Origin of the sequence: Enterobacter cloacae complex sp. OE43NF, assembly GCF_023544405.1 — a bacterium.
In the GTDB taxonomy this organism is placed as follows: Bacteria; Pseudomonadota; Gammaproteobacteria; order Enterobacterales; family Enterobacteriaceae; genus Enterobacter; species Enterobacter cloacae.
The window spans coordinates 58,391-66,622 of the sequence record NZ_JAMJFW010000027.1 but is presented as its reverse complement, the minus strand read 5'-3'; the positions used below and the strand labels follow the sequence as shown (position 1 = coordinate 66,622).

Sequence of the window (8,232 nt, the reverse complement as noted above, 5' to 3'; positions counted from 1 at the left end):
CCGGGGTGAGGACATCAGGCCGCACCCACGTCTTTTAGCGCTTAAGATCAGACTTAAAATCACGCTGCTCGTAGCCGGTATACAGCTGACGAGGACGGGCGATTTTCATGCCTTCGCTGTGCATTTCGTTCCAGTGCGCAATCCAGCCCACGGTACGCGCCATGGCAAAGATTACGGTGAACATGGATGACGGAATGCCCATCGCTTTCAGAATAATGCCAGAGTAGAAGTCTACGTTCGGGTAGAGTTTCTTCTCGATGAAGTACGGGTCGTTCAGCGCGATGTGTTCCAGCTCCATCGCCACTTCCAGCAGATCGTCTTTGGTGCCCAGCTCTTTCAGCACTTCGTGGCAGGTTTCACGCATCACGGTTGCACGTGGGTCGTAGTTTTTGTACACACGGTGACCGAAGCCCATCAGACGGAAGGAGTCATTCTTGTCTTTCGCGCGGCGCACGAATTCAGGAATGTGCTCAACGGTGCTGATCTCTTCCAGCATCTTCAGTGCAGCTTCGTTCGCGCCGCCGTGCGCCGGTCCCCACAGGGAGGCGATGCCTGCAGCGATACAGGCGAACGGGTTCGCACCTGAAGAGCCTGCGGTACGGACGGTGGAGGTAGAGGCGTTCTGTTCGTGGTCAGCGTGCAGGATCAGAATACGGTCCATCGCGCGTTCCAGCACCGGGTTCACTTCGTACTCTTCGCACGGCGTGGAGAACATCATGCGCAGGAAGTTACCGGCATAGGAGAGGTCGTTGCGTGGATATACGAACGGCTGACCGATGGAGTATTTGTAGCACATCGCTGCCATGGTTGGCATTTTGGACAGCAGGCGGAACGCGGCGATATCGCGGTGGCGTGGGTTATTCACGTCAAGGGAGTCGTGGTAGAACGCCGCCAGCGCACCGGTAATCCCGCACATCACCGCCATCGGGTGAGAGTCACGACGGAACGCATGGAACAGACGGGTAATCTGCTCATGGATCATGGTGTGACGGGTGACGGTGGTTTTGAATTCATCATACTGAGCCTGCGTCGGCTTTTCGCCGTTCAGCAGGATGTAGCACACTTCCAGATAGTTGGATTCGGTGGCTAACTGATCGATGGGGAAGCCGCGATGGAGCAGGATACCTTCGTCACCGTCAATGTAGGTGATTTTGGATTCGCAAGATGCGGTAGAGGTAAATCCAGGGTCAAAGGTGAACACTCCTTTGGAACCCAGCGTACGGATATCAATAACATCCTGACCGAGCGTGCCTTTTAGCACATCCAGTTCAATAGCATCACCACCGTTGAGGGTGAGTTTTGCCTTTGTATCAGCCATTTACGGTCTCCTTAGCGCCTTATGCTTAAGACTGCGCTTTACCGGATTTGCTTTCAGCTGTTAATCACCGTTACCAGATTGTTATTTGGCTTACCGCTCAGCTCACGAGGACAAACCAGGGTACAGAGCTATGGCGCCTTGCAGGTAAACGAATGAAATATCAGTGAAACAACAGCAAATCAGCGTTTTTGCAGTCCGAATTTTTCAAACCTGTATATCACTAATAACTGTCCTGATAACTTCGGTCAATACCATCACACTGTTACATAACTATTTGTCAGGTGAAAGAGAGACCTCATAACTTTTGCGCATTATATGCCTTTTCTGATGACGTTTGTAACAATATTGTTTAACATTTGTCAAATCAGATGATTAAAAATTAAAAAGATGTTGTTATCGTGACCCTGATCACTGTTCCAGAGAAAACCCGACAAACTGTATGTAGGTTAATTGTAATGATTTTGTGAACGGCCTATACTGCCGCCAGGTCTCCGGAACACCCTGCAATCCCGAGCCACCCAGCGTTGTAACGTGTCGTTTTAGCATTTGGAAGCAATGTTTTGCATGACGCGCAGTTATAGAAAAGGAACGCTGTCTGACCCGCATCGCAGTCCGGAGGAAGGAAACAATAAGAACAGCATGTGGGCGTTATTCATGATAAGAAATGTGAAAAAACAAAGACCTGTCAATCTGGATCTCAAAACGATCCGGTTCCCCGTAACAGCAATAGCGTCCATTCTGCACCGTGTATCGGGTGTGATTACGTTTGTGGCGGTAGGCATTCTGCTGTGGTTACTGGGCACCAGCCTCTCTTCTCCTGAAGGATTCCTCCAGGCCTCTGCCATCATGAACAGCTTCTTCGTGAAATTCATCATGTGGGGCATTCTGACCGCGCTGGCGTACCACGTTGTGGTGGGTGTTCGCCATATGCTGATGGACTTTGGTTACCTGGAAGAGACTTTCGAAGCCGGGAAACGTTCCGCTAACATTTCATTTGTGATTACAGTCGTGCTTTCACTTCTCGCAGGAGTTCTCGTATGGTAAGCAACGCCTCCGCATTAGGACGCAACGGCGTACATGACTTCATTCTGGTCCGTGCTACCGCCATCGTTCTCACCCTCTACATCATCTATATGATCGGTTTCTTCGCGACCAGCGGCACGCTGACGTGGGAAATCTGGAGTGGGTTCTTCGGATCTGCCTTCACCAAAGTGTTCACCCTGCTGGCGCTGTTCTCCATTCTTATTCATGCCTGGATTGGCATGTGGCAGGTGTTGACCGATTACGTTAAACCGCTGGCGATTCGCCTTCCTCTGCAGCTGGCCATTGTCGTTGCACTGGTGGTTTACGTTATTTATGGATTCGTTGTGGTGTGGGGTGTGTAATGAAACTGCCAGTCAGAGAATTTGATGCTGTTGTGATTGGTGCGGGTGGCGCAGGTATGCGCGCCGCGCTGCAAATTTCCCAGAGCGGCCAGACCTGTGCGCTGCTCTCTAAAGTATTCCCGACCCGTTCCCACACGGTATCTGCGCAGGGCGGTATTACCGTTGCGCTGGGTAACTCCCATGAAGATAACTGGGAATGGCACATGTACGACACGGTAAAAGGGTCCGACTACATCGGCGACCAGGATGCCATCGAATATATGTGTAAGACTGGCCCGGAAGCGATTCTGGAGCTGGATCATATGGGTCTGCCGTTCTCCCGTCTGGAAAATGGCACCATCTATCAACGTCCGTTTGGCGGCCAGTCGAAAAACTTCGGCGGAGAGCAGGCGGCACGTACCGCGGCAGCGGCTGACCGTACCGGTCACGCGCTACTGCATACTCTGTATCAGCAGAACCTGAAAAACCACACTACTATCTTCTCCGAGTGGTATGCGCTGGATCTGGTGAAAAACGCCGATGGCGCGATTGTTGGTTGTACTGCGCTGTGCATTGAAACCGGTGAAGTGGTTTACTTCAAAGCGCGCGCAACCGTGCTGGCAACCGGCGGTGCAGGGCGTATTTACCAGTCCACCACTAACGCCCACATCAATACCGGTGATGGCGTTGGGATGGCTATCCGCGCTGGCGTGCCGGTGCAGGATATGGAGATGTGGCAGTTCCACCCAACCGGTATCGCCGGTGCGGGTGTTCTGGTGACAGAAGGCTGCCGTGGTGAAGGCGGTTACCTGCTGAACAAACACGGCGAACGTTTCATGGAACGTTATGCCCCGAATGCGAAAGACCTGGCGGGTCGTGACGTGGTGGCGCGTTCCATCATGATCGAAATCCGTGAAGGTCGCGGCTGTGATGGCCCATGGGGTCCACACGCCAAGCTGAAACTCGACCACCTGGGTAAAGAGGTACTGGAATCCCGTCTGCCGGGTATTCTGGAACTGTCCCGTACCTTCGCCCACGTCGACCCGGTGAAAGAGCCAATTCCGGTTATCCCTACCTGCCACTACATGATGGGCGGTATTCCGACCAAAGTGACCGGTCAGGCATTGACCGTGAACGAGCAGGGCGAAGATGTGGTCATCCCTGGCCTGTTCGCGGTAGGCGAAATTGCCTGTGTGTCCGTACACGGTGCCAACCGTCTGGGGGGGAACTCCCTGCTGGACCTGGTGGTGTTTGGTCGTGCGGTGGGTCTGCACCTGCAGGAATCCATTGCCGAACAGGGCGCGCTGCGTGACGCCACTGACGACGAAATTGATGCATCGCTTGAGCGTCTGAACCGCTGGAACGGTAACCGTAACGGTGAAGATCCGGTGGAAATCCGCAAAGCGCTGCAGGAATGTATGCAGCACAACTTCTCGGTATTCCGTGAAGGTGACGCGATGGCGAAAGGTCTTGAGCAGCTGAAAGCGATCCGCGAGCGCCTGAAAAACGCCCGTCTGGATGATACTTCCAGCGAGTTCAACACCCAGCGCGTTGAGTGTCTTGAGCTGGATAACCTGATGGAAACCGCGTTCGCAACCGCGATGTCGGCCAACTTCCGTACCGAAAGCCGTGGCGCGCATAGCCGCTTCGATTTCCCGGATCGTGACGATGAAAACTGGCTGTGCCATTCCCTGTATCTGCCAGAGTCGGAAACCATGACGCGCCGTCAGGTGAACATGGAACCGAAACTGCGTCCGGCGTTCCCGCCGAAGATTCGTACTTACTAATGCGGAGACAGGACAATGAAACTCGAATTCTCAGTTTATCGTTATAACCCGGATGTAGATGACGCTCCGCGCATGCAGGATTACACGCTGGAAGCGGAAGAAGGTCGTGACATGATGCTGCTGGATGCGTTAATCCAGCTGAAAGAAAAAGATCCGACACTGTCGTTCCGTCGCTCCTGCCGTGAAGGGGTGTGTGGCTCTGACGGCGTCAACATGAACGGCAAAAATGGTCTGGCCTGCATCACGCCAATTTCCGCGTTGCAGCGCCCGGGCCAGAAAATTGTTATCCGTCCTCTGCCAGGCCTGCCGGTCGTGCGTGATTTGGTGGTAGACATGGGGCAATTCTATGCACAATATGAGAAGATTAAGCCTTACTTATTGAATAATGGGCAAAATCCACCCGCTCGTGAGCATTTACAGTCTCCTGAGCAGCGTGAAAAACTCGACGGCTTGTATGAGTGTATTCTCTGTGCATGTTGTTCAACGTCGTGCCCGTCGTTCTGGTGGAACCCGGACAAGTTCATCGGCCCGGCCGGTCTGCTGGCTGCCTATCGCTTCCTGATCGATAGCCGCGACACCGAAACCGATAGTCGTCTGGAAGGTTTAAGTGACGCTTTCAGCGTATTCCGCTGCCATAGCATCATGAACTGCGTCAGTGTGTGTCCGAAGGGGCTGAACCCGACGCGCGCCATCGGCCATATTAAGTCGATGCTGCTGCAGCGCAGTGCGTAAGTAGTGAGAGGGGGCGCTGTTCCCCCTCACCCTAACCCTCTCCCAAAGGGAGAGGGGATAGATTGCAGAAACCTTTAAAAACTGCCCTGAAGTCTAGACAGTTTCTAAAGGTTCCTTCGCGGGCCAAAGTAAAAGAGCTCGCAGGTGAACCCCGGCACGTACACGCGGTGTGCGTGGTAGTTTCTACGGCGAAAGTAAGCATAAAAATGCTTAAGGGATCACGATGCAGAACGGCGCAATGAAAGCCTGGCTGGACTCTTCTTACCTCTCTGGTGCCAACCAGAGCTGGATAGAACAGCTCTATGAAGACTTCTTAACCGATCCTGACTCAGTGGACGCAAACTGGCGTTCCATGTTCCAGCAGTTGCCTGGCACGGGAGTCAAACCGGATCAATTCCATTCCAAAACACGTGATTATTTCCGTCGTCTGGCGAAGGATGCCTCACGTTACTCTTCTGCGATTTCCGACCCTGACACCAACGCGAAGCAGGTTAAAGTCCTGCAGCTTATTAACGCTTATCGCTTCCGTGGTCACCAGCATGCGAATCTCGATCCGCTGGGACTGTGGAAACAAGACCGTGTGGCGGATCTCGATCCGGCGTATCACGATCTGACCGAGGCCGATTTCCAGGAAAGCTTTAACGTAGGTTCTTTTGCCATCGGTAAAGACACGATGAAGCTGGGCGATCTGATCGACGCCCTCAAGCAAACCTACTGCGGCTCCATCGGCGCGGAATACATGCATATCACTTCTACCGAAGAGAAACGCTGGATCCAGCAGCGTATCGAATCCGTAGCGGGCCACGCGACCTTCTCGGCTGACGAGAAAAAACGCTTCCTGAACGAACTGACCGCAGCGGAAGGGCTTGAGCGCTATCTGGGCGCGAAGTTCCCGGGCGCAAAACGCTTCTCGCTGGAAGGCGGCGATGCGTTAGTGCCAATGCTGAAAGAGCTGATTCGTCATGCTGGCAAGAGCGGTACCCGTGAAGTGGTACTGGGCATGGCGCACCGTGGTCGTCTGAACGTGCTGGTCAACGTGCTGGGTAAAAAACCGCAGGACCTGTTCGACGAATTCGCGGGCAAACATAAAGAACATCTCGGCACCGGTGACGTGAAGTACCACATGGGCTTCTCGTCTGATATCGAAACCGAAGGCGGTCTGGTTCACCTGGCGCTGGCGTTTAACCCGTCGCATCTGGAGATCGTCAGCCCGGTAGTTATCGGTTCCGTGCGTGCGCGTCTGGATCGTCTGGACGAGCCAAGCAGCAACAAAGTGCTGCCAATCACCATTCACGGTGATGCGGCGGTCACAGGGCAGGGCGTGGTTCAGGAAACCCTGAACATGTCCAAAGCGCGTGGTTATGAAGTGGGCGGTACCGTTCGTATCGTCATCAACAACCAGGTGGGCTTCACAACGTCTAACCCACTGGATGCGCGTTCAACCCCTTACTGCACCGACATCGGCAAGATGGTACAGGCGCCAATCTTCCACGTGAACGCGGATGACCCGGAAGCGGTCGCCTTCGTGACCCGTCTGGCGCTGGACTTCCGTAACACCTTCAAACGCGATGTGTTCATCGACCTGTTCTGCTACCGCCGTCACGGCCACAACGAAGCCGACGAGCCAAGTGCAACCCAGCCGTTGATGTACCAGAAAATCAAAAAACACCCGACGCCGCGCAAAATCTACGCTGACAAGCTGGAAAGCGAAAAAGTGGCGACGCTGGAAGATGCGACCGAAATGGTCAACCTCTACCGCGACGCGCTGGATGCGGGTGAGTGCGTGGTGAAAGAGCTGCGTCCGATGAACATGCACTCCTTTACCTGGTCGCCGTACCTCAACCACGAGTGGGATGAGAGCTACCCGAACAAGGTCGAGATGAAGCGCCTGCAGGAGCTGGCTAAACGCATCAGCACCGTGCCAGACGCCATCGAGATGCAGTCTCGCGTGGCAAAAATTTATGCTGACCGTCAGTCTATGGCGGCAGGTGAGAAGCTGTTCGACTGGGGCGGTGCAGAAACGCTGGCTTACGCGACGCTGGTTGACGAAGGTATTCCTGTTCGTCTGTCCGGTGAAGATGCGGGCCGTGGCACCTTCTTCCACCGCCACGCGGTAGTTCACAACCAGTCTAACGGTTCAACCTACACCCCGCTGCAGCACGTGCATAACGGTCAGGGCCAGTTCAAGGTCTGGGACTCCGTGCTCTCTGAAGAAGCGGTGCTGGCCTTCGAATACGGTTACGCTACCGCAGAGCCGCGTACGCTGACCATCTGGGAAGCGCAGTTCGGTGACTTCGCCAACGGTGCTCAGGTGGTTATCGACCAGTTCATCTCTTCTGGCGAACAGAAATGGGGCCGTATGTGTGGCCTGGTGATGCTCCTGCCACATGGTTATGAAGGCCAGGGTCCTGAGCACTCCTCCGCGCGCCTGGAACGTTATCTGCAGCTCTGCGCTGAGCAGAACATGCAGGTTTGCGTACCGTCCACCCCAGCTCAGGTTTACCACATGCTGCGTCGTCAGGCGCTGCGCGGTATGCGTCGTCCGCTGGTGGTCATGTCACCAAAATCCCTGCTGCGTCACCCACTGGCGGTGTCCAGCCTGGATGAGCTGGCGAATGGCACTTTCCTGCCTGCCATCGGTGAGATTGATGAACTGGATCCGCAGGCTGTGAAGCGTGTGGTGATGTGTTCTGGTAAGGTTTATTACGACCTGCTGGAACAGCGCCGTAAGAACGATCAGAAAGATGTCGCCATCGTGCGTATCGAACAGCTTTATCCATTCCCGCACCAGGCGGTGCAGGAAGCGCTGAAACCGTACGCTCACGTGCATGATTTTGTCTGGTGCCAGGAAGAGCCGCTCAACCAGGGCGCATGGTACTGCAGCCAGCATCATTTCCGTGAAGTGATTCCATTTGGGTCTGCCCTGCGTTATGCAGGTCGCCCGGCCTCCGCCTCTCCGGCGGTAGGGTATATGTCCGTTCACCAGAAGCAGCAACAAGATCTGGTCAATGACGCGCTGAACGTCGATTAA

6 protein-coding genes are annotated in these 8,232 nt (G+C 54.5%); 5 read left to right on the top strand and 1 reads right to left on the bottom strand.

The annotated features are described in order from the left end of the window. Positions 1–34 precede the first annotated feature (34 nt). Positions 35–1,318 (bottom strand): citrate synthase, encoded by a 1,284-nt coding sequence (locus M8370_RS14170; RefSeq protein WP_013097545.1) that lies wholly within the window; start codon positions 1,316–1,318, stop codon positions 35–37. A gap of 639 nt (positions 1,319–1,957) precedes the next feature. Between M8370_RS14170 and sdhC the strand changes: the two genes are divergently transcribed. The 5 genes from sdhC to sucA all read left to right on the top strand — a co-directional run bounded on the left by sdhC (position 1,958) and on the right by sucA (position 8,232). Then, positions 1,958–2,362: a succinate dehydrogenase cytochrome b556 subunit gene (gene sdhC / locus M8370_RS14165; RefSeq protein ID WP_020684965.1), complete on the top strand. Its 405-nt coding sequence runs from the start codon at positions 1,958–1,960 to the stop codon at positions 2,360–2,362. Then, on the top strand, positions 2,356–2,703 hold the full coding sequence (sdhD, locus tag M8370_RS14160; RefSeq protein WP_008501088.1) for a succinate dehydrogenase membrane anchor subunit: 348 nt from the start codon (positions 2,356–2,358) through the stop codon (positions 2,701–2,703). Before sdhC ends, sdhD begins: the two co-directional genes overlap by 7 nt. Then, a complete protein-coding gene (sdhA, locus tag M8370_RS14155) occupies positions 2,703–4,469 on the top strand; it encodes a succinate dehydrogenase flavoprotein subunit (protein ID WP_014831113.1) in 1,767 nt (588 codons plus the stop codon). The genes sdhD and sdhA overlap by 1 nt, the downstream gene beginning before the upstream one ends. Positions 4,470–4,484: 15 nt before the next feature. Then, a complete protein-coding gene (sdhB, locus tag M8370_RS14150) occupies positions 4,485–5,201 on the top strand; it encodes a succinate dehydrogenase iron-sulfur subunit SdhB (protein ID WP_008501090.1) in 717 nt (238 codons plus the stop codon). Positions 5,202–5,424: 223 nt separating this feature from the next. Next, positions 5,425–8,232, top strand: coding sequence for a 2-oxoglutarate dehydrogenase E1 component (gene sucA, locus M8370_RS14145; RefSeq protein ID WP_023622290.1), 2,808 nt, complete (start codon positions 5,425–5,427; stop codon positions 8,230–8,232).

Coding starts and splice junctions, on each gene's coding strand:
- M8370_RS14170 (WP_013097545.1), bottom strand. CDS start 1,318: ATGGCTGATACAAAGGCAAAACTCACCCTCAACGGTGGTGATGCTATT.
- sdhC (WP_020684965.1), top strand. CDS start 1,958: ATGTGGGCGTTATTCATGATAAGAAATGTGAAAAAACAAAGACCTGTC.
- sdhD (WP_008501088.1), top strand. CDS start 2,356: ATGGTAAGCAACGCCTCCGCATTAGGACGCAACGGCGTACATGACTTC.
- sdhA (WP_014831113.1), top strand. CDS start 2,703: ATGAAACTGCCAGTCAGAGAATTTGATGCTGTTGTGATTGGTGCGGGT.
- sdhB (WP_008501090.1), top strand. CDS start 4,485: ATGAAACTCGAATTCTCAGTTTATCGTTATAACCCGGATGTAGATGAC.
- sucA (WP_023622290.1), top strand. CDS start 5,425: ATGCAGAACGGCGCAATGAAAGCCTGGCTGGACTCTTCTTACCTCTCT.